The sequence below is a fragment of the Streptococcus sp. ALY_208 genome (genome assembly GCF_058314295.1).
This window is the reverse complement of the sequence record NZ_JBZFUI010000008.1, coordinates 1-24,036: the sequence shown is the minus strand read 5'-3', so window position 1 is coordinate 24,036 and position 24,036 is coordinate 1. Positions and strand designations below refer to the sequence as shown.

The 24,036-nt window shown below is 40.8% G+C and carries 20 protein-coding genes, 1 tRNA gene and 1 rRNA gene; 1 reads left to right on the top strand and 21 read right to left on the bottom strand.

Annotated features, from left to right (window positions below):
• Window positions 1-22: 22 nt before the first annotated feature.
• From comGG to pbp1b, 16 genes are all read right to left on the bottom strand, one after another.
• A complete protein-coding gene (gene comGG, locus AC4HAI_RS08280) occupies window positions 23-553 on the bottom strand; it encodes a competence type IV pilus minor pilin ComGG (protein WP_491111200.1) in 531 nt (176 codons plus the stop codon).
• Entirely contained in the window at window positions 543-968 is a 426-nt protein-coding gene (gene comGF, locus AC4HAI_RS08275; RefSeq protein ID WP_491111198.1) for a competence type IV pilus minor pilin ComGF, read from the bottom strand. Before comGF ends, comGG begins: the two co-directional genes overlap by 11 nt.
• Window positions 952-1,245 (bottom strand): competence type IV pilus minor pilin ComGE, encoded by a 294-nt coding sequence (gene comGE, locus AC4HAI_RS08270; protein ID WP_491111197.1) that lies wholly within the window; start codon window positions 1,243-1,245, stop codon window positions 952-954. The genes comGF and comGE overlap by 17 nt, the downstream gene beginning before the upstream one ends.
• Window positions 1,217-1,618 (bottom strand): competence type IV pilus minor pilin ComGD, encoded by a 402-nt coding sequence (comGD, locus tag AC4HAI_RS08265; RefSeq protein ID WP_491111210.1) that lies wholly within the window; start codon window positions 1,616-1,618, stop codon window positions 1,217-1,219. Before comGD ends, comGE begins: the two co-directional genes overlap by 29 nt.
• The gene (gene comGC, locus AC4HAI_RS08260) at window positions 1,605-1,928 is read right to left on the bottom strand and encodes a competence type IV pilus major pilin ComGC (protein WP_491111196.1); all 324 of its coding nucleotides are present in this window, start codon (window positions 1,926-1,928) and stop codon (window positions 1,605-1,607) included. The genes comGD and comGC overlap by 14 nt, the downstream gene beginning before the upstream one ends.
• Window positions 1,929-2,972 (bottom strand): competence type IV pilus assembly protein ComGB, encoded by a 1,044-nt coding sequence (comGB, locus tag AC4HAI_RS08255; RefSeq protein WP_491111194.1) that lies wholly within the window; start codon window positions 2,970-2,972, stop codon window positions 1,929-1,931.
• Window positions 2,896-3,837, bottom strand: a complete 942-nt coding sequence (gene comGA, locus AC4HAI_RS08250; protein WP_491079562.1) for a competence type IV pilus ATPase ComGA — start codon at window positions 3,835-3,837, stop codon at window positions 2,896-2,898. The genes comGB and comGA overlap by 77 nt, the downstream gene beginning before the upstream one ends.
• Before the next feature lie 68 nt (window positions 3,838-3,905).
• Window positions 3,906-4,241 (bottom strand): DUF1033 family protein, encoded by a 336-nt coding sequence (locus AC4HAI_RS08245; protein WP_491111193.1) that lies wholly within the window; start codon window positions 4,239-4,241, stop codon window positions 3,906-3,908.
• 309 nt (window positions 4,242-4,550) lie between these two features.
• Window positions 4,551-5,480, bottom strand: coding sequence for an ABC transporter ATP-binding protein (locus tag AC4HAI_RS08240; protein WP_491111191.1), 930 nt, complete (start codon window positions 5,478-5,480; stop codon window positions 4,551-4,553).
• Window positions 5,477-6,526 (bottom strand): ABC transporter ATP-binding protein, encoded by a 1,050-nt coding sequence (locus tag AC4HAI_RS08235; RefSeq protein WP_491111190.1) that lies wholly within the window; start codon window positions 6,524-6,526, stop codon window positions 5,477-5,479. Before AC4HAI_RS08235 ends, AC4HAI_RS08240 begins: the two co-directional genes overlap by 4 nt.
• A gap of 12 nt (window positions 6,527-6,538) precedes the next feature.
• On the bottom strand, window positions 6,539-7,570 hold the full coding sequence (locus AC4HAI_RS08230) for an ABC transporter permease (RefSeq protein ID WP_491111188.1): 1,032 nt from the start codon (window positions 7,568-7,570) through the stop codon (window positions 6,539-6,541).
• Between the two features lie 11 nt (window positions 7,571-7,581).
• Window positions 7,582-8,496 (bottom strand): ABC transporter permease, encoded by a 915-nt coding sequence (locus AC4HAI_RS08225; RefSeq protein ID WP_491079557.1) that lies wholly within the window; start codon window positions 8,494-8,496, stop codon window positions 7,582-7,584.
• A gap of 41 nt (window positions 8,497-8,537) precedes the next feature.
• A complete protein-coding gene (locus tag AC4HAI_RS08220) occupies window positions 8,538-10,205 on the bottom strand; it encodes a peptide ABC transporter substrate-binding protein (RefSeq protein ID WP_491079556.1) in 1,668 nt (555 codons plus the stop codon).
• A 232-nt stretch (window positions 10,206-10,437) separates the two neighbouring features.
• A complete protein-coding gene (gene rpoC, locus AC4HAI_RS08215) occupies window positions 10,438-14,076 on the bottom strand; it encodes a DNA-directed RNA polymerase subunit beta' (RefSeq protein ID WP_491111186.1) in 3,639 nt (1,212 codons plus the stop codon).
• A gap of 68 nt (window positions 14,077-14,144) precedes the next feature.
• Window positions 14,145-17,711, bottom strand: a complete 3,567-nt coding sequence (gene rpoB, locus AC4HAI_RS08210) for a DNA-directed RNA polymerase subunit beta (RefSeq protein WP_491079554.1) — start codon at window positions 17,709-17,711, stop codon at window positions 14,145-14,147.
• 301 nt (window positions 17,712-18,012) lie between these two features.
• Window positions 18,013-20,385, bottom strand: coding sequence for a penicillin-binding protein PBP1B (gene pbp1b, locus AC4HAI_RS08205; protein WP_491079744.1), 2,373 nt, complete (start codon window positions 20,383-20,385; stop codon window positions 18,013-18,015).
• Between the two features lie 103 nt (window positions 20,386-20,488).
• Here pbp1b and tyrS point away from each other — a divergent pair, with 103 nt between their 5' ends.
• A complete protein-coding gene (gene tyrS / locus AC4HAI_RS08200; protein WP_491079743.1) occupies window positions 20,489-21,745 on the top strand; it encodes a tyrosine--tRNA ligase in 1,257 nt (418 codons plus the stop codon).
• A 35-nt stretch (window positions 21,746-21,780) separates the two neighbouring features.
• On the opposite strand, the gene AC4HAI_RS08195 is transcribed toward tyrS, so the two are convergent.
• The 5 genes from AC4HAI_RS08195 to rrf form a co-directional block, all read right to left on the bottom strand.
• Complete coding sequence (locus AC4HAI_RS08195) at window positions 21,781-22,587, bottom strand: metal ABC transporter permease (RefSeq protein WP_491079745.1); 807 nt, start codon at window positions 22,585-22,587, stop codon at window positions 21,781-21,783.
• Complete coding sequence (locus AC4HAI_RS08190; protein WP_491079742.1) at window positions 22,580-23,284, bottom strand: metal ABC transporter ATP-binding protein; 705 nt, start codon at window positions 23,282-23,284, stop codon at window positions 22,580-22,582. The genes AC4HAI_RS08195 and AC4HAI_RS08190 overlap by 8 nt, the downstream gene beginning before the upstream one ends.
• On the bottom strand, window positions 23,284-23,724 hold the full coding sequence (locus AC4HAI_RS08185; RefSeq protein ID WP_491079741.1) for a zinc-dependent MarR family transcriptional regulator: 441 nt from the start codon (window positions 23,722-23,724) through the stop codon (window positions 23,284-23,286). Before AC4HAI_RS08185 ends, AC4HAI_RS08190 begins: the two co-directional genes overlap by 1 nt.
• A gap of 109 nt (window positions 23,725-23,833) precedes the next feature.
• Window positions 23,834-23,907 (bottom strand) — tRNA-Asn (locus AC4HAI_RS08180).
• A gap of 5 nt (window positions 23,908-23,912) precedes the next feature.
• Window positions 23,913-24,028: ribosomal RNA gene (gene rrf / locus AC4HAI_RS08175) — 5S ribosomal RNA — on the bottom strand.
• Window positions 24,029-24,036 lie beyond the last annotated feature (8 nt).

The following is a 24,036-nucleotide window of genomic DNA, read 5'->3' as shown; positions in this document are numbered from 1 at the left end:
ACCTTCTAAACCACAATTACAGCTAATCATCTGAAGAGGCTGAATCCTTATCCACTGTACCTTCTGATGAACTCCTCTCAGTCCCACTCTGACTAGTACTAGAAGATTCCGTTGTCCTATCATCGTCCGATGAATCCGATGTCTGTTTCTCAGACCCTACTTCATCATCTTCTTTTTTAGAAGGCCTAGATCTCTGAGATTTTGATTTCTTGCTACCTTTTTTAACCTTTTGAGATTGTCTTGGGATTTGATCATCAAAATGATACTTCTCTCCTGACCCCAGAGTCACTTCAATATCAATATGATCCCCTCTGCCTTCAATCTTTACTTGCCCACTATCAAAATAAAATTGTCGCTTATCTGGATCCTTTTCTAACTCTACTTTAGTCAACTGAGCTAGCACATAGGCTTCAGCATGATTTTCCATAGCCAAGTACTGCCTTTGGCTAGCTATCACCCGATCGAGATAAAACTGAAGAAGTAGAGAAAATATAGCTGCCATAAGTACCGCATAAATCAATACACCTGCCTTGATCCTCCTCTTAGAAAGCATATATAAACGTCCTTTCCATACCTGAGTTAAACACTATAGTAATATGAACTATGGAACCACTCTGGCTAATACGGCTACTCTTAATCCTATAAATCATAGGCTGATAACCACGGCCATCAGCATTACTTTTCCTAAAATCTCCAGCCTTGGCTCGTCCGAACGCTAACTCTTGCTCCCCCTTCTTAACAAAGAGCTTATTATCAGAAACCTTAGTAAGTTGTGCAGATGCCAACTCCGAACGCATCTGCTGACAAAACAACAGCCACTCTTCCTCATCGTTACGACTGATATAGCTCACATTGCTACTGACAACATTTGTCATAGCCTGATAAACAAGAAGACTCCCAGAAATAATCAGTAAAGCTACCATACATTCAAGAAGAGTAAAGGCTCTGACTTTAACGTTTTGCAACATCTAACACCACCTTCCCACCTTCATAGACAGTAATACTGGTGTCAGATTGTTGAACAGTAACACTAATGCCATTTAATGTCAGATTTTCTTGCCTAGTTTGAACAGCCATTTGAGCTACATTTACAACTTCCTGACGACGTAGAAGAGCTGCCATTCTTTTTCTATCCTTATTCACTTCACTTAATACTAGACTAACAATCATAACTAAGACAGCTAAAGCTACCAGACTCTCTAAAAGGACATAAGCCCTAACTTTCTGTTTTTTTATAACGACCACTCCCTATATATAGTTGATAGGTGACAGAACCGTCTTGTGTCCGAAATTCTAACTTCTGCAAGGAAGAATTTCCTCCCTCTTCTGAAAAAACTACCCGATAGTCTTGAATGGGATGAACAGAATCAGGCAGCTCAATCTTAGCAACTCCATTAGAAACTTCTGTAGCAGTGACATTAAGACTGAGTTCTTTTTGCTGACTATGACTCAAGCGTTGAGTATCCTCATAAAGGTGCTCAAAAGACAAGAAAAACAATCGCTGCTGAATCCCCTTAAAAGTTCTCTGTACGCCTCCAGTAAAAGCCATCAAAATAAAACTAGTAATAGCCAAAACCAAAAGCGTCTCTAATAAGGTAAAAGCCTTAATTTGGGACATGACGTTTTTCTGAATGTTTCTTGTAATACTCATTATAAGAATCCGCCTGCTTCTGCGAGATATCACCGGACGCTACAAGTTTAGATACTGTAGCATCATCAGTATGATTCAGTTCATAAAGCTCTGCTTGACTTTCTACTACTTTAACAACAGCTGCTCCACCAGTATTTTTAGCTGAATCCTTTTGCTTAGCTAAATTTGGGACAAAAAGCAACAATAAAACACTAATAATCAATAAGACAACCAACATTTCAATCAGCGTAAAGGCCTTCACACGCGCCTTTTTCATCTGTGTAACAATCTTTTTCATCTAAAATTGAACCTCCATATTCTGATACATAGGCAATAACATAGCCGCATAAATCATGATAATTACAAGAGCTACTAATATAAACACCAGAGGCTGAATAATCTGAGTTGCTCTTGTCACCCTATAAAAGAAAGTTTCCCAGCTCTCCTGAGCGTAAACTTCAAGCTCATCTCCTAATTTGGACTTCACCTGACCGTACTCAATAATAAGACTCAACTCTTTAAGAAAGAAGGAATAATCTAAAACTTTATGATGGAACTCTTGACCTCTGACTAAGGCCTCCTGCATCTCCTTGCCAATCTCCCTGAATAATTGGGAGCGCTGCTTTTGCATAATCACAACGATCTGACTCATCTCAATCCCTTGGCCAATCAAATTTCCCCACTCTCTAGCATAATAAGCTGTAAGGTAGTCACGAACAAAACTACCTAAAAAAGGAAAATGAGATATGCGACTATACCATGCCACCTTATCTGAAGACTTCCAATGAAGATAGGAAAGAAAAACCAAGACTAATAGCAGGATAAATAGACCCAAAAAGATAGTAGGAAAATGAGCAATCAGTGCGGCCGCTATATTTTCTTCCCCTAATTGCGGCAAGAGATAGCGCCTCATACCCAGCATAATTCCAACCAAAAACAACAAAAGTATAATAGGATAAGTCGCTACTTCTAGCAGCTTCTTACGAACCGCTACAAGCTTTCCCAGATAAGACTCTATCTTAATCAGGGCTCCTTGGGTATTGCCGTGCACTTCTGATAAAGCTAGCTGAGTCACCACATTATCTGAAAATCCTAACCTCCCCATCATAATGGCTAAAGACTCACCCGATAACAAACTCTCACGCATCCTAGAAGTATAAATAGAGGGCAACAAGCCACTGCGCTCCAAAAAATCAACAATTTCTGTCAATGTAAAACCTGAACTCATTAAATTATTGAAGAGCTGAATCACTTTACGCTGACGATCAAGCGATAATTTTTTCGGTTTTTGCCTGTTCAGCAGTGATATATCCCGCTGCAAGAAGCTCATCAATCTGGTCATTCCACTCTTTGGCTGAGTGAGCTTCGAAGTTCTCCTTGGCAAAATCTAATACACCTCCTCCCCCTAATAAGCGCTGATAAATAATCCCTGTCAGACTATTTGCAAGCTCATCGGGCTTTACACCCAATTCCAACAATCTAGCATAAACACCCGGAATACTCTTAGCATGGACAGTTGAAAAAACTGTAATCCCTGTCAAACTAGCTCTAATAACAGCCTGAGCCGTCTGAGTATCACGAATTTCACCGATAATGAGAACATCCGGCCGATGACGAAGCGCTAATTTAATCAGACTATCATAAGTCATGTCGATACTAGGATTGAGCTGAAGCTGCAAGACACTATCCTGCTTAATCTCTACAGGATCCTCTATTGACATCACCTGAGCCTTCGGAAATTTTTGAGTCACTAACTCATACATCAAAGTCGTCTTACCAGAGCCAACAGGGCCAGAGAAAAGATAAAGCCCCCTTCCATTAATAATTGGCAATAAGCGATCTAATCCCTCAAACCAATAATGCAAAACTCGCTTTTGATCAAACAAAAGTCGAATGACTAAACTCTCACGCCCCTTATAATCACCAACAGTAGACAAGCGAAGAGATGCACTCTCACCATTATCTAACTCATAATCACAAGATCCAAGCTGACTGCGTCGCTTCTCACCGACATTCATGCCAGCTAGAAATTTAAAATGGCTAATAAGACCACTAATTTGGTCAAACTCAAAATGATCAATAAATTTGCGATCATCATCAATTCTCATGTATATCTCATAGCCATCTGCTTTTGGAATAAAATAAATATCCTGGGCCTGACTCTCAACTGCTTGAGAAATGATACGTTTTCCAAATTTTTGAACCATCAGAATATCTCACCTCCTACTTATTTATCCGTAAAAAATTAAAAAAACCGAGAAATATTTCTCAGTTTTTATAATTCGCCACGTTTCTTTTCATAGCCCGGTCGATAGGCTTCTTTAGGAAGACTGGCCCAATCTTTTAAAAGAGCAATGGAATAAAATTGCTGTAGATAATCCACACACTCCTCACACCAGCGCTGATCATCTACATTCCAAAAGGCTGTCATCACACTACTTTTACTATTAAAGCTAGGATAACGCTCAAAGAGTCCATACCATTCTTGCTTATAATACTTTAGAGCATCATAAAATTTCTCAAACTCCCGCACTTCAACAATATCATCCTTCCAACCCTCTAAGAACCACCAGGGCTCCAAATCACCATACATTTTTATTACCTGATACATAGCCTACTTCCTTCGTTTAACAATGCCATTATATAGGATTTTAGGCATCTTGAAAAAAAATCTGCTTAGTTTTTACGAAAATAATGAGAGTGGGACAAAAATCAATAACTCGAAGAATTTGATTTCTCTGCGCTTTTTTATTTCTAAGAGTTCTACTTGAAACAATCTAGAAGACCGTTTGAGGTAGGTTAGAAATAAGATAAACAAAGTTCATGAGATTAGATATTCAACCACTGAGCCTAGCAAATAAAAATGACCAAATAAATAAGGCTGAGAACTTTTATCTCAGCCTCATGGGTAATCATAAATTTAAAGATCTTTCCTATAAGTAAGAAGTTCATCATCAGTAGCATAGACAAAGTGTCCTGGCGTCACTTCACACATTTGTCGAGCTTGACCATCTCTTTCCGAGCTTGGGTCATAAACCAGAGGAACTCGGTGTCGCTCCTTTTCAGGATCTGGCTCAGGAATAGCAGATAGTAATGATTTTGTATACGGATGAATAGGATTATTATAAACCTCATCAGCTGGACCAACTTCCAAAAGTTTGCCCCAATGCATAACCCCAATACGATCAGAAATATACTTCACCATAGAAAGATCATGGGCAATAAAGAGGTAGGTTAATCCCTGTTCAGCTTGAAGCTTTTGCATCAGATTAACCACTTGTGCCTGGATAGAAACATCCAAGGCTGATATAGGCTCATCAGCAACAACAAACCTAGGATTGACAGCTAAAGCACGAGCAATGCCAATACGCTGCCTTTGCCCACCTGAAAATTCATGGGGGTAACGGGTCAAATGATCCTTATTCAATCCAACTAACTCAATCAGCTCCTCCACTTTTGCTTGACGTTCTGCTTTGGAATGTGTCAAATGATGAATATCGAGCCCTTCTGCAATAATATCTTGAATTTTCATACGGCTATTGAGACTAGCTTGGGGATCTTGAAAAATCATTTGTGAAGACTTACGAAACTCCTGAAGCTGCTGCCCTTTAAAATCAGAGATTGATTGACCATCAAAACTAATCTGGCCACCATCAATATCGTAAAGCTTAAGAATCGAGCGTCCAATCGTTGTCTTACCAGAACCTGATTCACCAACTAGACCAAAAACTTCTCCCTCATAGATATCAAAACTCACATCATCAATAGCCTTGACTTGATTAGATTTCCCTTTATTGAAGGTTAAAGATACATTTCTGAGCTCAACCAATTTTCGTTTGCTTTGCGTCATTTACTAGCCTCCTTGATTTCTTGCCATTGCTCCCAACGTTTCTGAATAAAATCTGGTGGAGTTACCTTAGGAGCCCTCTCATCTAACAACCATGTCGCAGCATAATGTGTATCTGACACCTTAAACATAGGTGGTAGCTCCTCATGATCAATATCCAGTGCAAAAGCATTACGTGAGGCAAAAGCATCACCCTTTGGCGGATGAAGCAAGTCCGGAGGTGTTCCTGGAATAGCATGCAGACTACCAGCTTTCGTATCCGTCGTTGGCATAGATCCTAGAAGCCCCCACGTATAGGGGTGTTGAGGGTTATAGAAGACTTCATCGACCTGACCATATTCAACAATTTTACCAGCATACATCACTGCAACACGGTCCGCCATCCCAGCAACCACTCCTAAATCATGAGTAATAAAAACAATCGAACTATCTGTATCCTTTTGAATCTCCTTCATAAGTTTTAAAATTTGCGCTTGAATCGTCACGTCCAAAGCCGTTGTAGGCTCATCAGCAATGAGAATAGCAGGATTTGCAGCAAGGGCAATAGCAATAACCGCACGTTGACGCATCCCTCCTGACCATTGGTGTGGATAATCATGAGCATGCTCACGCGCCTCAGGAATACCAACCTTTTCCATCAAATCAATCACACGCTCAAACGCCTGATCATACTCTAGGTCTTCATCGTGAATCAGCATTGGCTCAGCAATTTGCTTCCAAATTTTCATCGTTGGATCAAGGCTTGTCATAGGATCTTGAAAGATCATAGCCACGTCATTACCACGAAGTTTTACCCACTCGCTCTCACCGATCTGATTCAGATCACGCCCTTTATAGATAATCTCGCCACTAACCTCAGCATTCTTAGCCGACAATCCCATAAGGGTACGAGTTGTGACCGATTTTCCAGAGCCAGACTCTCCCACAATAGCCAAGGTTTCACCCTTGTAAAGCTCAAAATTGACATCTCTAATAGCTTTCACATCCCCAGCATAAGTATGGAAATTCACATGGAGATTCTTGACAGACAAAATTTCTTCTTTAGACATTTGATAAACCCCCTATTCCTCTACATTTAACTTGGGATCAAAAGCATCACGTAAGCCATCCCCCAAAAGGATAAAGGCCAGCGAGATGACAACCAGAGCAAAAGCAGGTAGCAAGAGTTGATAAGGATAATATTGTAGGTATTCTTGAGCATCCGTGATCAATGACCCTAATGACGCTGTCGGTGGCTTAACCCCAAGGTTTATCGCAGATAAAACTGCCTCATACATAATAGCACTAGGGACAGTCATCATAATTTGCACGATAATAATCCCTGAGATATTAGGCAAAATATGCTTAAAAGCAATTTTCAAAGGGCGTTCTCCCAAAGCCTTAGAGGCTAACACAAAATCACGCTCCTTATAGGATAAGGTCATATTACGCACCTGACGAGCCATCGCTGTCCAGCCAACAATCGCAATCGAAATGATAATAGACATTACCCCATTGCCCAGCAATAGCCCTAGCATCGTTACGATAACCAAATTAGGAATAGAGGAAATCACCTCAATAATCCGCTGCATAACCGTATCCAATCGACCACCGATATAACCAGATATCAAACCATAAGTGACACCAATGACAAGATCGATTAAAGTGGCTACAACAGCAATTAAAATTGAAATACGAACACCAACAATAACACGCTTAGCCACACTACGACCAAGATTATCCGTCCCTAAGATAAATTGCTCACCTTTGGGAACCTCCTGCTCCTTGTAGACATCCACTTTTTTATCTGTACCAGCAAACTTGATCTTACCATTCCAGAAAGGAAGCCCTTCACTCAATTTTGGCGGCAAGTTGCGATAAGTCGTGACTTTATCACTATTAAAGTTATTGGCATCTTCTTTGCTGACCACTGCCGTCGAAAGTAGTGACAAAATAATAATAGCAGCTAAAAACCAAAGAGCAACAAAAGCCAGTCTATTCTTTTTTAATCGTCGCCAAGCATCCTGCATAAATGACAGAGTCGGTTTTTGAATTTTCTCTTGCGAAGCCGTACTACCAACCCCGACAAGTTTAAAGCGTCTTGTATCTTCCATAGCAACCTTCCTTACTGTAAGCGTACACGAGGGTCTATCAGGCTACTGATAATATCTGTCACTAAGATAGCAACCATCAACATCAGCGCATAGACAATCGTTGTCCCCATGATAACAGGATAGTCCTTAGTAGGGATCGAACTGACAAACTGCTGACCAATCCCAGGAATAGAAAAAATTTGCTCGATCAGGGCAGATCCTGTCAAGATATTAGCGGCCAAAGGACCAACTAATGTTAAAACAGGAATCATAGAATTTCGATAAGCATGGTTAGCCGTGACCTCAGGTGAACTTAGTCCCTTGGCACGCGCCAACTGAATATAATCCGTATTGAGGGTTTCAATCATCTCACTACGGAAAAAACGAGTTACCTGTGCAAAGACTGGAATAGCCAAAGCTAAAGTTGGCAAAATGCTTTGACTAAAGCTTCCCCAACCAACTAGTGGCAAAAGATTCCATTTAAATCCCAGATAATCCAGCAAGAAAAGCCCCACAATGAAGGAAGGAATAGAAATTCCCAAGGTCGAAAGCACACTGAGTACACCATCAATCCAGTTATTCTTATTGCGAGCAGAGACAGCGCCAACAAAAAGTCCAGCCACAATACCGACTACTAGTGCTTGAATCCCTAGTTGAGCTGACACAGCCAAACGCTGACCAATCATAGTTGACACAGACTGGTTGACAGAAGAATAACTGGTCCCAAGATCACCTTGGACAATATTGCCAAGATAAGTCAAATATTGCTGCCAAACTGGTTTATCCAAACCATATTGCTTATTCATCATTGCAATCATTTCATCCGTCAATTTAGGATTATTGTAGGGAGTTCCCGGCAACACCTGCATGAGGAAAAATGATAAGGTAATGACTACCCAAAGGGTAACCACCAAGATCATTAAACGTTTTAATAAATATTTCACCATAATATTGTTTCCTTTACATCCAGCGCCACACCATTAACACACTACTGCTTATAAGCGTAGGTAAAATCAGTGTAAAGACCTGTAGCATTTCTTACCAATCCTTTGATCTTAGGATTTTGCAAAGCCCTATTAGAGCGGAAGTAAACCGGATTAAAGAGTGCCTCATCATACAAAGCTTTCTCAGCAGCCTTATAATCCTTAGCACCTGCCTGAGGATCAAGCGCATCCGTTGTTAAAGCCTTTTTATAGGCTGCATCGTAGGCCTTGCTAGAAAATTTACCATAGTTATAAGCTGAGTCTGTCGTGAAAAGTCCATAGAAAGTAGATCCCTCAGGATAATCACCGCCCCACAGCACAAAAGCCACATCAAAATTTTGATTCTTAGTATCATCCAGACGTTGTTTGAAAGTCACAAATTTTTCTTCAACAGTGAGACCCGGTAAGGCTTTTTCCCAAGTTTCCTTGGTGTAATCAACCGCAGCCTTTCTATCTGGCTGATCTGAATCCGCCGTGATAGTCAGGGTTAAAGATGTAAGGCCTTCTTCTTTTAAGCCTTCCTTGAAAAGCTTAGCAGCTTTTTTCGCATCATAAGTGTAACCAGGTTCTACAGAAGCCGTCAAATCAGTCCCATCTGGTAATTTCTGCATTCCCTTAGGAACCAAGGCCGTAGCCGGTTCCGAACCCGTATCAGTTGCTGCCTTGACAGTGCCTGGACGATTAGTTGCAAGATTTAAAGCCTGACGAATTTTTTTATTAGTCAGTCCCTTGACTTCACCAGTCATATTGTAAACCATATAGACAGTAGTTGCTTCTGGTATTTTTATAACATCCTTTCGATACCTATTAGCTGCATACATAGCAGAAGTCGCAGAAATATCTGCCCAATCTAGATCTCCCTGCCTGTACATCTGCACAGCTGTATCTGGCTTTTTAACCGTCTGGACATTGACAAGATCAGTTTTAACATGCTTAGCATCCCAATAGTACTTATTTTTGACTAGCTGATAGTCACCATTACTACCATTCCAACCTTTAACAGTGTAAGGCCCCGAATAAAGCATTTGCTGAGAATTAGTCGCATACTTTTTCCCAGATTTCTTCACAAAAGCTTCCTTTTGAGGAACAAAGTTAGAAAAGGACAACAAGCTCTTAAACTGAGGTGCCGGATCAGAGAGATGGAAAATCACCTGATTTCCCCTGGCTTCCACTCCCAAGTCTGATACAGGCTTTTTCCCACCAATAATATCTTCAGCATTTAAAACATGAGCATCACTCGCCAAATAAGCATACTCCGATGCCGTCTTAGGATCGACCATACGCTGCCAAGAATAAACGATGTCTTTAGCAGTCAACTCAGAGCCATCTGACCATTTTAGATGGTCTCGCATAGTGACAGTATAAGTCTTTCCATCCTTAGAAACCTCAAGATTCTTAGCAAGATCATACTTGAGATCCCCATTTTTATTAACACGTAGCAAGTTGCTGCCTGAGTTCCCGATAGCCATAGCAGAATACCGGTCTGTATTTTTAGACGCATCGAGTGTAATCATCTCTGTCGGTGTATACCAGTTGATTTCATGATTCTTTGAATTACCTTTATTGGCCTGATAAACCCCAATACCGCCAGCTGCCACTACCAATGCTGCAAGACCGATCCACTTAGCATTTTTGCGCAGCTTATTTCTGATTTTTCTTTTGATTAAAACCATAAAAACCCCTTCTCATTACCAAATCCGGCCTCAATAATAAAACGACAGAAAATTCGGTAAATTTTTCAAATTCAACCATCAAGAGTTGGCTAAATTTCATTGTAGCACTCTGTTAGAATATTGTAAATAACGTTTTCATAATGACAAACTTTTAATAATTTCACAATCAACAATAATAGCAAAAAACAAAAAAATCTCTCCCGAATTTAGGAGAGATTTTCATATTCAAAGCTTACTCGCTAATTGGAGCAACTTCAGCCGTCTCAAGGATAGGCTCCTCGATAACTTCAACAGTATTAACGGCTTGAGGTTCAATATTGCGGTAACGTTGCATACCTGTACCAGCAGGAATAATCTTACCAATAATGACATTTTCTTTAAGACCAAGAAGGTGATCCTTCTTACCGCGAATAGCAGCATCTGTAAGGACACGAGTCGTTTCTTGGAAGGATGCAGCAGACAAGAATGAATTTGTCTCAAGCGAAGCCTTGGTAATTCCCATAAGGACAGGACGGCTGGTTGCAGGAATACCGCCAGCAATGACGATATCCTTATTAGCATCTGTGAAATCAGCAATGTCCATTAGAGTACCTGGAAGGAGATCTGTATCTCCTGGATCCATGATACGAACCTTACGTAGCATTTGGCGAACCATAACTTCGACGTGCTTATCACCGATTTCCACCCCTTGGCTACGGTAAACTTTTTGAACTTCAGCCAAGAGATAAGTCTCAACAGATAAGGTATCACGCACTTCGAGCAAGTGCTTAGGTTGGATTGAGCCCTCAGTAAGAGCATCCCCACGAGAAATCTCATCACCAACAGCTACCTTCATACGGGCAGTAAATGGTACAACGTACTCACCCTTACCAGTCTTACCTTCAACGTAAACCTTCTTAGTACGTGTCGATGCATCTTCCTCGATATCCGTTACACGGCCTTTGACATCAGTGATAACCGCTTCCCCTTTAGGATTTCGTGCTTCAAAGATTTCTTGGATACGTGGCAAACCTTGAGTAATGTCAGTATTTGACGCAACACCACCCGTGTGGAAAGTACGCATAGTCAACTGAGTACCTGGTTCACCGATAGATTGAGCAGCAACAGTACCTACGGCCTCACCAACTTCAACTGCATCACCAGTTGCCAGGTTGATACCATAACAGTGACGGCAGACACCGTGACGTGTATTACATGTAAAGACCGAACGAATAGTGACTTCCTCAACACCAGCTTTAGCAATATCTGCAGCCATGTTTTCAGTAATCAAAGTATCTGGCTTAACGATAACTTCACCTGTTTCAGGATGCTTAACTGATTTCTTAGTATAACGTCCGATAAGACGCTCTTCTAAGGTTTCAGTAACTTCCTTACCATCAGTGATTGCACGAATAGTCAATCCACGATCAGTACCACAGTCATCCTCACGGATAATAACATCTTGGGCAACATCAACCAAACGACGAGTTAGATATCCAGAGTCGGCCGTCTTAAGGGCTGTATCGGTCATACCCTTACGAGCACCGTGGGTTGAGAAGAACATTTCCAGCACAGACAAACCTTCACGGAAGTTAGACAAGATAGGCAATTCCATGATACGTCCATTAGGCGCCGCCATCAGACCACGCATACCAGCCAATTGAGAGAAGTTTGAGATGTTACCACGAGCTCCTGAGTCCATCATCATAACGATAGGGTTCTTAGGATCTTGTGTTTCGATCAAACGTTTTTCTAACTCTTCCTTAGCTTCACGCCAAGTATTGGTAACAGCTGTATAGCGATCATCATCTGTCATCAAACCACGACGGAAAGCCTTATTAATTTGTTCAACCTTATTATGCGCTTGTGCAATAATATCTTGCTTGTTGCTAATAACAGGAATATCAGCAATACCCACCGTTAAACCAGCCAATGTTGAGTGGTAGTAGCCAAGATCTTTCAAGCGGTCAAGGAAGGCAGACGTTTCCGTCGTGCGCAAACGCTTGAAAGTCTCTGCAATGATATTACCCAGATTCTTCTTCTTGAAGGGAACATTGAGTTCCAAAGCCTCAATAGCAGGTTTAATATCCGAACCGAGTTCCAAGAAGTACTTATCTGGCGTCTTATCTGTCAGATTAGCATTGGTTGGCTCATTCAAATATGGTAATTCTGCAGGCATGATGTCATTGAAAAGAATCTTACCTACTGTGGTGATCATTACCTTGTGTTTTTGATCTTCTGTCCAAGGCTTTTCAGGCATACTATCAGTTGCAATACCTACACGAGTATGCAAGTGAGCATAGCCATTACGGTAAGCCATGATCGCTTCATCCTTGTCCTTGAAGACCATACCTTCACCTTCACGACCAGCATCTTCCATAGTCAAGTAATAGTTACCCAAAACCATATCTTGAGATGGGGTAACGACTGGCTTACCATCCTTAGGATTGAGGATATGCTCTGCTGCAAGCATCAAAAGACGAGCTTCTGCTTGAGCTTCTTCTGACAACGGTACGTGGATAGCCATTTGGTCACCGTCAAAGTCGGCATTGTAGGCTTCACACACTAATGGGTGAAGACGCAAAGCTTTACCATCAATAAGAACTGGTTCAAAGGCTTGGATACCTAAACGGTGAAGGGTAGGTGCGCGGTTAAGAAGAACAGGGTGTTCTTTAATGACATCTTCAAGAATATCCCAGATACGTTCATCGCCACGCTCAACCATACGTTTAGCAGCTTTAACGTTACCAGCGTATTCACGAGCAACGATTTCACGCATCACAAATGGCTTAAAGAGTTCAATAGCCATCTCACGTGGCACACCACACTGATACATCTTAAGAGTTGGACCAACGGCGATAACAGAACGTCCAGAGAAGTCAACACGTTTACCAAGCAAGTTTTGGCGGAAACGTCCTTGTTTACCTTTGAGCATGTGGCTCAATGATTTCAATGGACGGCTTCCTGGTCCAGTAATTGGACGACCACGACGACCGTTATCAATAAGAGCATCAACCGCTTCTTGCAGCATACGTTTTTCATTTTGCACGATGATACCAGGTGCATTCAATTCAAGCAAACGAGCCAAACGATTATTACGGTTAATGACACGACGGTAAAGGTCATTCAAATCAGAAGCCGCAAAACGTCCACCATCCAATTGGACCATAGGACGAAGATCCGGTGGAATAACAGGAAGGATATTAAGAACCATCCATTCTGGCTTATTACCAGATTTATAGAAAGCATCCAAAACATCCAAACGGCGAATGGCCTTAATACGTTTTTGACCAGAAGCTGTTTTTAGCTCTTCCTTGAGCTCAGCGATTTCAGATTCAAGGTCAACTTGCTTTAAGAGATCTTGGATAGCTTCCGCACCCATTTTAGCTACAAATGAGCCGTAACCGTACTCTTGAAGTTTTTCACGGTATTCACGCTCAGTCAAAATAGACTTAGGTTCCAGTGGTGTATCTTTTGGATCAATAACCACATAAGCCGCAAAATAGATAACTTCTTCTAAAGCACGAGGACTCATATCCAAAGTCAATCCCATACGAGACGGGATCCCTTTGAAGTACCAGATGTGAGAGACAGGAGCTTTCAATTCGATATGACCCATGCGTTCACGACGAACCTTAGCGCGCGTGACCTCGACACCACAACGGTCACAGACGATTCCTTTATAGCGGATACGCTTGTACTTACCGCAAGCACATTCCCAGTCTTTTGTTGGTCCAAAGATTACTTCATCAAAGAGACCTTCTCGTTCTGGTTTGAGCGTACGATAGTTGATTGTTTCAGGTTTTTTAACTTCCCCATAAGACCATGAACGGACCTTATTTGGTGAAGCTAAAGTGATTTGCATACTTTTAAATCGATTTACGTCAACCACTTATTTTGCCTTTCTATTAATAGTGCTATCAATCTAATAAGATTGATCCGTGAGTCAGATACCCACTATTACTCTTGTGAACTTTCCTGAGCTTGAGCAGCGGCCTCTGCAGCTTGTCTTTGACGAGCTCTTTCAAGATCATCAACATGCATAACATCATCATCTTCGCCTTCATCAAGATCACGAAGTTCTACTTCATTATCATCTTCGTCAAGCACACGCATGTCAAGACCAAGTGATTGCAGCTCCTTAACCAAAACTCGGAATGATTCAGGTACACCTGGTTTTGGAATTGGTTTACCCTTGGTAATCGCTTCATAGGCCTTAAGACGACCAGTCACATCATCTGACTTGTACGTCAAAATTTCTTGAAGAACATTGGAAGCACCATAAGCCTCTAGGGCCCAAACTTCCATTTCCCCAAAACGTTGACCACCAAACTGAGCTTTACCACCAAGAGGTTGTTGGGTAACGAGTGAGTAAGGACCTGTTGAGCGAGCGTGAAGCTTATCATCAACCATGTGGTGAAGCTTAATCATGTACATGACACCTACAGAAACTCGATTATCAAACGGTTCACCTGTACGACCATCATAAAGAACAGTCTTGGCATCACTTGCCATACCAGCTTCTTCAACAGTTTCCCAGAGATCTTCGGAAGTTGCTCCGTCAAAGACTGGTGTAGCCATGTGAATGCCAAGATTACGTGCAGCCATACCCAAGTGAAGCTCCATAACTTGCCCGATATTCATACGTGATGGCACCCCAAGTGGATTCAGCATGATATCAACCGGCGTACCATCCGGAAGATAAGGCATATCTTCCACTGGAACAATACGTGAAACGACACCCTTGTTACCGTGACGACCGGCCATCTTATCTCCAACCTTGATCTTACGTTTTTGAGCGATGTAGACACGCACCAGCATATTAACGCCCGATTGCAATTCATCACCATTTGCTCGTGTAAAGATCTTAACATCACGAACAATACCCTCACCACCATGCGGTACACGAAGGGAAGTATCACGCACTTCACGTGACTTATCCCCAAAGATAGCATGCAGGAGGCGCTCCTCTGCAGAAAGGTCTTTTTCACCCTTAGGTGTCACCTTGCCGACTAGGATATCTCCTTCTTTTACTTCAGCACCAATGCGGATGATCCCCATTTCATCAAGATCTTTAAGCGCTTCTTCACCGACATTTGGAATTTCACGAGTGATTTCTTCAGGGCCTAACTTGGTATCACGAGTTTCTGATTCAAATTCTTCTAAGTGTACAGAAGTGTAGACATCTTCTTTAACTAAACGCTCAGACATGATAACAGCATCCTCAAAGTTATACCCTTCCCAGGTCATGTAAGCGACGACAGGGTTTTGCCCGAGAGCCATTTCTCCGCCTTCCATAGACGGACCATCAGCGATAAAGTCTCCTTTTTCAACTTGATCACCAACCTTAACCAAAGTTCGTTGGTTATAGGCAGTTCCTGAGTTAGAACGACGGAACTTAGTGATATGGTAAACATCTAATGATCCATCTTCACGACGCACTTCAACTTTTTCAGCATCTGAGAAAGTTACACGACCGTCATGCTTAGCAATAACAGCTGCACCTGAGTCATGAGCTGCTTGATACTCCATACCCGTACCAACATAAGGTGCCTTTGGATCAATCAATGGAACAGCCTGACGTTGCATGTTTGCCCCCATAAGAGCACGGTTGGAGTCATCGTTTTCCAAGAATGGAATACATGCCGTTGCAACTGCAACAACCTGTTTAGGAGACACATCTACAAACTCAACGCTACTTGCTGGAAATTCTTGGTTGTTACCTTGATGGCGTCCCATGACAATTTCTTCAGCAAAAGTACCATCTTCATTAAGCTTGGAGTTTGCTTGAGCAACTGTATACTCATCTTCTTCATCAGCAGTCAGCCAAACAATTTCATTGGTCACCTTACCAGTCGTACGATCCACCTTACGATACGGCGTTTGGATAAAGCCATACTTGTTCAAATGTCCATATGAAGACAAGTTATTAATCAACCCGATGTTAGGACCTTCAGGAGTTTCAATTGGACACATACGGCCGTAGTGAGTATAGTGCACGTCACGAACTTCATAGCCCGCACGATCACGTGTCAAGCCACCAGGCCCAAGGGCTGACAAACGACGTTTATGAGATAGCTCTGACAGTGGGTTGTGTTGGTCCATGAACTGTGACAACTGAGAAGAACCAAAGAATTCTTTAACTGCAGCTGTAACTGGACGAATATTGATGATTTGCTGCGGTGTCAAGACATCATTGTCCTGAACAGACATACGTTCACGAACATTACGTTCCATACGTGTCAATCCAATACGGAATTGGTTGGCCAACAGCTCACCAACAGCACGGATACGACGGTTACCCAAATGATCGATGTCATCAACCTTACCAAGACCTTCGGCCAAGTTGAGGAAATAAGACATTTCAGCCAAGATATCTGCTGGTGTGAGAGCACGAACCTTATCATCTGGGCTGGCATTACCAACGATAGTAACCACACGATCAGGATCAACCGGTGAGACCACCTTAAATTTTTGAAGGACCACTGGTTCAGTCACAACCGCATAATCATTAGGTGTGTAGATAAAGCTATTCAAACCATTATCGATTTGGTCTGAAATAGAATCAATGACATCACGAGTCATTTCTGTACCGGCTTCAACAAGAATTTCACCTGTTTCACCATCTACTAAATTTTCAGCCAAGACTTGATTCAAAAGACGTGTTTTAACACTGAGTTTCTTATTGATCTTGTAGCGACCAACCGCTGCCAAATCATAACGACGCGGATCAAAGAAACGAGCTGTCAACAAGCTACGTGAACTATCCGCTGTCTTGGGCTCACCAGGACGAAGACGCTCATAAATTTCTTTAAGTGCCTCATCAGTACGTGAATCAGCAGGATTTTTATGAATATCTTTTTCGATAGTATTACGAACAAGATCACTGTCTCCAAAGATATCAATAATTTCATCATCACCTGAGAAACCAAGCGCACGTACTAAGGTTGTAAATGGAATCTTACGTGTCCGATCGATACGTGTATAAGCAATATCTTTAGAATCTGTTTCCAATTCTAACCAAGCCCCACGGTTAGGAATAACCGTTGAACCGTAGCCAACCTTACCATTTTTATCAACTTTATCATTGAAATAGACGCCTGGAGAACGCACCAACTGAGAAACGATAATCCGTTCACCACCATTGATGATAAAAGTTCCCATTTCTGTCATAATTGGGAAATCACCAAAGAAAACTTCCTGAGTTTTGATCTCACCTGTTTCTTTATTGATCAAACGGAAGGTTACAAAGATAGGCGCTGAGTATGAAGCATCATGGATTCGCGCTTCCTCCAAGGTGTATTTAGGCTCCTTCAACTCATAACCTACAAATTCCAACTCCATAGTATCTGTAAAGTTAGAGATTGGAAGCACATCCTCAAACACTTCTTTCAAACCATTATCCAAAAAATCTTGGAACGAATCCGTCTGAATTTCAATCAGATTTGGTAAGTCAAGAACTTCTTTGATTCTAGAAAAACTACGACGGGTGCGATGCTTCCCGTACTGAACGTCATGTCCTGCCAAGTTTCTATCTCCTTCATGTAAAATACAATGATTGCCTTTCCACTTCTTTTAAGGAAAGCAGAGACAATCGAAGCGATCGGTTAAATATTTATCGACAGATACTTTTGTGATTTTTTAGAATTTTTATTTTTTGATTACAAATCAGAAAAAATCCTAATTTTAGGCACAAAAAGAGCAGCTAAATCCGACTAAAATCGTTTGATCTAACTGCTGTATCTCTTGATTGGACAATATTTCAATCAAGTTAGACGACAAATAGTTGTCTATATTATACCTGAAAACATCTAAAAAGGCAAGTACATTAGCGCTTGGTAACTGATTTCCAAGCAGCAGCGTCGTCCTTACTGCTACCGCCAATCATAAAGCTATAAGTTGTGCTGCCAGCACCATTTTTAGCCCAATAGCTAGCGGTTGTACTTCCTCCAAGTGTATAACGCCCTCCATTAACGGAGACCGTTCCTGGCCTCAATCCAGTAGACTTCAAAACATTAGATTTAATGACATTGGAATCTAAACGGAAACGTTTACCACTGCCAAACACAGTTGGATCAGCCCTATAAATAGCATTAACAAGATTGGCCATATAGTCACCATTATTTTGGTAACCAGTCATAGAAGCTAAAGAAGAGTTATCATCATAGCCAGCCCATCCACCTAAAGTTACAGCAGGGGTAGAAACAATCAACCAAACATCACTATAATCATTGGTTGTCCCTGTTTTTCCAATCCAATCAGCACCATTAGCAAGCGCCGAATTCTCGCGGCGTAATTCTGTTAAAAATCTAGTCGTCTTACCAGAGTCAAGCGGCCCTCTCAACAGCCGAGTCAAGATACTTGCGGTAGCCTTACTATAGACTTGCTCCGGTGCAGATTTATGCTCATAGATGACCTTACCTTTTTGATCCTTAATCCTATCAATTAGATAGCCTTTTTGATAAGCACCACCATTAGCAATAGCCTGATAAGCATTAGTCTGTTGCAATACCGTTGTTTCGATACCACCTCCCAGAGGGAGACTTTCTATACTATAGTCATCGATACTGTAGCCCATCTTCGTCATGTATGACTCCACATCTACGCCTTGATTGAGAAGCATCTGATAAGTCCAATAAGCAGGGATATTCCAAGAAACATCCAGCGCTTCTTGAAGAGTGACTGCTTGAGTCCCTTCATCTTCACCATGCATAATTTTCGAGCCATTTGAAAAGCGAGCAGGATAATTAGACAGGACAGAACCTGAACCCATCAAACCTTGATCAATAGCTACTCCATATGCCAAGACCGGCTTGATACTAGATCCAGGAGAACGACGAGTATCAAAGGCATGATTATTTTGATTGGATTTATAATTTCGACCACCTATGAAACCAAGTATCGCCCCTGTTTGATTATCCATCAAGACATTCCCAACTTCAACGGTCCCGGAATTTCCAGCATCTAACAACTTACCTTGATTTTTAGCCGCTGCTTGCATGGCTTTATAAATAGAATGATCAATCGTTGATGTCACCTTGTAGCCCCCTGTTTGAAGAGCTTCCAAGGCTAGCTGATGATAATTGGCGACCGTTTCATCATTTTTTAAATCAACTTCTGAGACACCATCCCTCTTAATCAAATAATCATAGATATGGTCTTGCGCCTCATTCATAACAGCATAGTAAAGGAAATCATGTTCAGATACATGAGCAGCCTTAGACTGAATAAAATCAGACTTGATATCATATTCTTTATAGCTGTTATATTCTTTTTTACTTAAATAGCCATTCCGATACATATTGTATAAAACGTTCTTCTGGCGTTCCAAACCATATTCTAGTTCATCTCCAGTTTTCAAAGTCCCATTGCCATCGTATGGTGAATAAACAATAGGACTCTGTGGTAAACCAGCAATAAATGCCGCCTGAGGAATCGTTAACTCCTTGGCTGGCACACCAAAAATGCCTTGGGCAGCCTCTTCAACACCGGCAATATTCTCTCCTCTGTTGTTGCGACCAAATGGAGAAACATTGAGGTAAGACGTTAAAATATCATCCTTAGTCATGTATCGCTCCAAAGCCAACGAATAAATGATTTCTCTGGCCTTTCTTTTGAAAGTAGGATCATCTCCAATGACTTGTTGCTTAATCAACTGTTGTGTCAGAGTCGATCCCCCACTCGTAGAGCCTACAGGTAATACAGAAGACAACAAAGCCCTAAACACAGCCTTGGGAACCACACCCTTGTGAGATTCAAAATTTTCATCTTCTGTAGCAATAACAGCTTCTTTAAGAGATTTTGATATCTCATCAGACTTAACTGGAGTCCTATCCAAATCACTATCCACCTTGGAAATCTCATCACCATTAGAATAGGTCAGTCTAGAAACTAAAGTTAAAGAGGTTACTTTATCTACCAGAGTATTTTCTGACGGAACTTTAACACTATCAACCTGACTAGCTAGATAGCCTAGCCCCATACCTGAAATAAGCATGAAACCTAAGAGAACAACCACATAGATAAAATTAAGGATCGTTTTGAAGCTAGCTAAAAAGACAGACGCAACGTCCTTACCTGTTAGTTCAACAGCATCCCCATCCTTTTTGGATCGATTTCTATTCAAATCAGCTACTTTCTTCCCTATATTTTGTACAAAAGAGCGAAACTGAGTCATATATTTTTTAAGCAAATCTAGCATAATTAAACCTCAAGCCTATTATAACAGAAACCCGCTCAACTTGCATGAGCATTAGGTTTACGATATAATGAACCACAGTATTACTAAACAATGGAGAGACATTATGACAATTTTTGACGAACTAAAAGAACGCGGTCTCGTCTTTCAAACAACTGATGAAGAAGCATTAAAAAAAGCTTTCGAAAATGGATCTATCTCCTACTACACCGGATATGATCCAACAGCTGATAGCCTGCACCTTGGACATTTAGTAGCTATCTTGACATCACGACGCCTTCAGCTAGCTGGTCACAAGCCTTATGCCCTGGTTGGAGGTGCAACCGGTCTCATTGGAGATCCTTCCTTCAAAGATGCTGAACGTAGTCTCCAAACCAAAGAAACTGTAGACGGATGGGTAACCAAAATTCAAAAACAGTTATCCCGTTTCCTTGATTTTGAAAAAGGCGATAACAAGGCCGTTATGGTTAATAATTATGACTGGTTTGGATCTATTAGCTTCATCGATTTCCTACGAGATGTTGGGAAATATTTTACAGTCAATACGATGATGAGTAAGGAATCCGTAAAAAAACGCATTGAAACTGGTATCTCCTATACAGAATTTGCTTACCAAATCATGCAAGGATATGATTTCTATGAACTGAATCAAAAGTACAATGTCACACTTCAGATCGGTGGTTCTGATCAATGGGGAAATATGACAGCAGGTACTGAATTGATACGCCGTAAAGCTGATAAAACTGCCCATGTCATCACAGTTCCACTCATTACAGACTCAACCGGTAAAAAATTTGGAAAATCAGAAGGTAATGCTGTCTGGCTTGATGCCGATAAGACATCGCCTTATGAAATGTACCAATTTTGGCTCAACGTCATGGACGAAGATGCTATCCGCTTTTTGAAAATTTTCACCTTCTTATCTCTCGATGAAATTTCAGCTATCGAAAAAGAATTTAATGAGGCGCGTCACCAACGTCTAGCTCAAAAAATACTGGCTCGTGAAGTAGTCACCCTTGTTCACGGAGAAAAAGCTTATAACCAAGCCCTCAAAATAACAGAACAACTCTTTGCCGGTAACATCAAAAACCTATCTGCCAAAGAGCTTAAACAAGGGCTCAGCAACGTCCCAAACTATGCTGTTAAACCGGATGAGCCGCTCAACATCGTCGACCTTCTAGTAGCATCAAACATCGTCACATCCAAACGTCAAGCCCGTGAAGATGTACAAAACGGTGCTATCTATATCAATGGCGAAAGAATTCAAAATCTGGATTATATCTTATCAGAAACAGATAAAATTGATCATGAACTTACAGTTATCCGACGTGGAAAAAAGAAATACTTTGTATTGACTTATTAAAAATAAAAAGGTATTGAGAAGCACTCAATACCTTTTTATTCTTTTACAAACCTATCCAATAAACTAACAAATATAAATACAATGATAAAAATTACTGTGATCGTCGCACTAGCTGGAGTTTCCCAATAATAAGATAAAACAACACCAAGGAACATTCCAACAAAGCCAACAACAATCGAACTAAGCATAACACCCTTAAAACTATTAGCAATTCGCATAGAAATCGATGCCGGCAAAATCAAAATTGTCGATACCAGAAGGGCTCCTGCAGCAGGAATCATCAAAGAAATAGCAACGCCAGTAATAATATTAAAAATCAACGACATAAGCCTTACTGGTAAGCCATCCACAAAAGCAGTATCCTCATCAAATGTTAAGACATAAAGCGGTCTGATAAAAATCCCCATCAATACCAATACTAAACCAGCTACAACAAATAATCCAATAACCTGATCTGAACTGATAGTAACAATAGATCCAAACAAATATTGATCCAAACTAATCGAAGAACTATTTGTTTTACTCATAATGATCAACGAAATCGCCAGTCCCAAAGACATTAATATAGCAGTAGAAATTTCATTATAATGCCTATAAACTACACGCAAATATTCTAAGACAACAGACGCTATCACAACAACTAATAAAGTTGTCACCGTCGTATTGATGCCTAGCAAAACTCCTAAAGCTACACCAGCTAAAGACACATGGCTCAAGGTATCACTCAACAAACTTTGACGCCTTAAAATAAGAAATAGTCCTAAAATAGGTGAAAACAGACTCATCGCCACAATAGCCAATAAAGCTCTCTGCATAAAGTCATAAGAAAAAACACTAAGCATCATTCCCCTCCCCACTAGGCTCGTGAATATTAAAACATCTCCAAGGCAATGATTGATTCCTAACAAGATGAATATTACGATCAGCATAGTCTTTAACTTCTTCTGAATCGTGAGTAATCATCAAAACAGCTTTTTTATGCACATGGGCACTATGATGCATTAAATCGTAGAAAGTAGAAATAGAGCCACCATCCATACCAGTAGTGGGTTCATCCAGTACAAACACATCAGGATCCGAAGCAAAAATACGTGCAATGACAGCCCTTTGCTTTTGACCACCACTCAAATTACCAATCTTTCTATCACGCAGATCCCAGAGGCCAACAGCCTCTAAACTAGCCTTCACATGCTCATCATCATGTTTAGTCAACCTCCTAAACCAACTATGATACTGAAACCTTCCCGATCTCACAAATTCATAAACAGTTGATGGAAAACCAGCATTAAAACTTGAAATATGCTGAGGTAGATATGCAATTCTCAACTTCTTACCATGAATATTTTTGCTCGCAATCTTAATAACACCTGCCTTAGGTTTCAAAATTCCCAAAATAGCCTTAATTAAAGTAGATTTAGCTGCACCATTTTCACCCGTCAAAGTGATAAATTCTCCACTACTTAAAGAAAAGGTAATACGATCAAGAACGGTTTCACCATCATATTGAAAAGACAAATTATCAACATCTATATATTTCATCAGAACTTTACTTCCCTCTCCAACATATCCACAAACCTTTCAATAACTTCCTGCTCACTCTTATCAAATTCATGCAATATTTTTGAATACACTTCCAAAGTGCGAGAATGATGCTCATAATGTTCCTGAGCCACAGAATCAGCCTTTTTAGTCAATGAATAGCGTATAATCCTACCATCAATTTTACTTTTCTTGGCAATCAAGAAGTCATTTGCCAAAAGAGATTTAACTGCTTTAGTGACAGCAGCCTGAGATATATTCAGCTGAGAAGCCAGCTCAGAATTAGTCAGTTCTCCATTCAAAAGCAGCATTAAAATATGCTCCTGAGTATTAGTCAGCTCAAAACCAGAATGACAATCACCAAATAAAAGTTCATTATCATGTTCTGAAAAGCTAATAAAAGAATTCACCATCTTATCAATTTTATTTTCTAAATCCAAAACATCCCCCTATACTTAACCAGTTAATAAAATAGTAATAAAATAAAGATAATTAGTCAAACACAAAGCAATAAAAAAGAGGGATACCCCCTCCTAATCAACTTATCTACTCCGCCAGTAGGACTCGAACCTACGACATCATGATTAACAGTCATGCGCTACTACCAACTGAGCTATGGCGGATAACCGCTAAGCAACTCCCGTATCTCACAGGGGGCAACCCCCAACTACATCAGGCGTGCTAGGGCTTAACTACTGTGTTCGGCATGGGAACAGGTGTATCTCCTAGGCTATCGTCACTTAACGCTGAAT